General features: G+C 40.9%; 1 protein-coding gene and 1 pseudogene. Both read right to left on the bottom strand.

Annotated features, from left to right (window positions below):
- Positions 1-118: shikimate kinase (locus tag A3729_RS30450; protein ID WP_156497605.1), on the bottom strand; the 118-nt coding region annotated here is incomplete at its 3' end.
- 115 nt (positions 119-233) lie between these two features.
- Positions 234-990: pseudogene (locus A3729_RS03110) on the bottom strand (type IV pilus secretin PilQ); the annotation flags it as partial.

The following is a 990-nucleotide window of genomic DNA, read 5'->3' as shown; positions in this document are numbered from 1 at the left end:
TCTCTTTATCGGAATCATAAAAGTCAAAGTTCAGCTCTTTGGCTAAAATTTTTCCTATGGTTGTTTTTCCTGCCCCCATTGGGCCCACAAAAACAATCAACGGTTTAGCTATACTCATATTTCGATCTTATGCCGGCCAATCAATATGTCAGTAAAGATTAACCTGTTTATTTTAAAAAGAAAAAAGGCCGCAATCTGCAGCCTTTTACCTAAGCTCAATAAGACATATTGTCCTATATTTGCTGGTCAATCACACCATTTTTTAATAGCTTAGGCGTGATAAAGATAAGTAATTCAGCACGCTCATCTATCTCTTCAGTCTTGGTAAATAAAGCACCTAAGTATGGGATGTCACCTAAGAAAGGCGTTTTAGTAACAGTTGTAGATCGTTCAGACTGAAAAATACCACCCAAGACAACCGTTTCACCATTACCAACAAGTACTTGAGTTAGTACCTCATTTGTTTCAATACTTGGAATACCTGCGGTCACTTCGCCACGGTTATCCTGATTGATCTTAAGATCCATAATGACCTGATCGTCTGGCGTAATTTGAGGCGTCACTTCTAAAGATAGCACGGCCTCTTTAAAGGAAACTGAGGTTGCACCAGAAGACGAAGCTTCCTGATAAGGAATTTCCTCACCCGATTTAATTGTCGCGGTTTGACGATCAGCCGTTACAATTTTCGGCTGGGCAACGATCTCACCCTTTCCATCAGATTCGAAAGCAGATAATTCCATATCAATTAGATAGTTATCACCACCAAAACCAATCGCTAAGGAAGAGCTGTTCGATCTGGTTACACCTAAATCAACAGCCAAAGCACCTGGAAATGAAATACTGTTACTATTTCCGTTCGCTATATCTGTCAGTTCACTAAGCGTCCCAGACGATCCACCTATACGGAACAAGTTATCTCCGCTACGATCTAAACCGCCACCGCCCCACTGAATACCCATTTCTTCAGCTATATTCGAACGAGCTCTTACA

This window comes from Oleiphilus sp. HI0043, from assembly GCF_001634935.1.
This window is presented reverse-complemented; position numbering and strand designations above follow the sequence as displayed.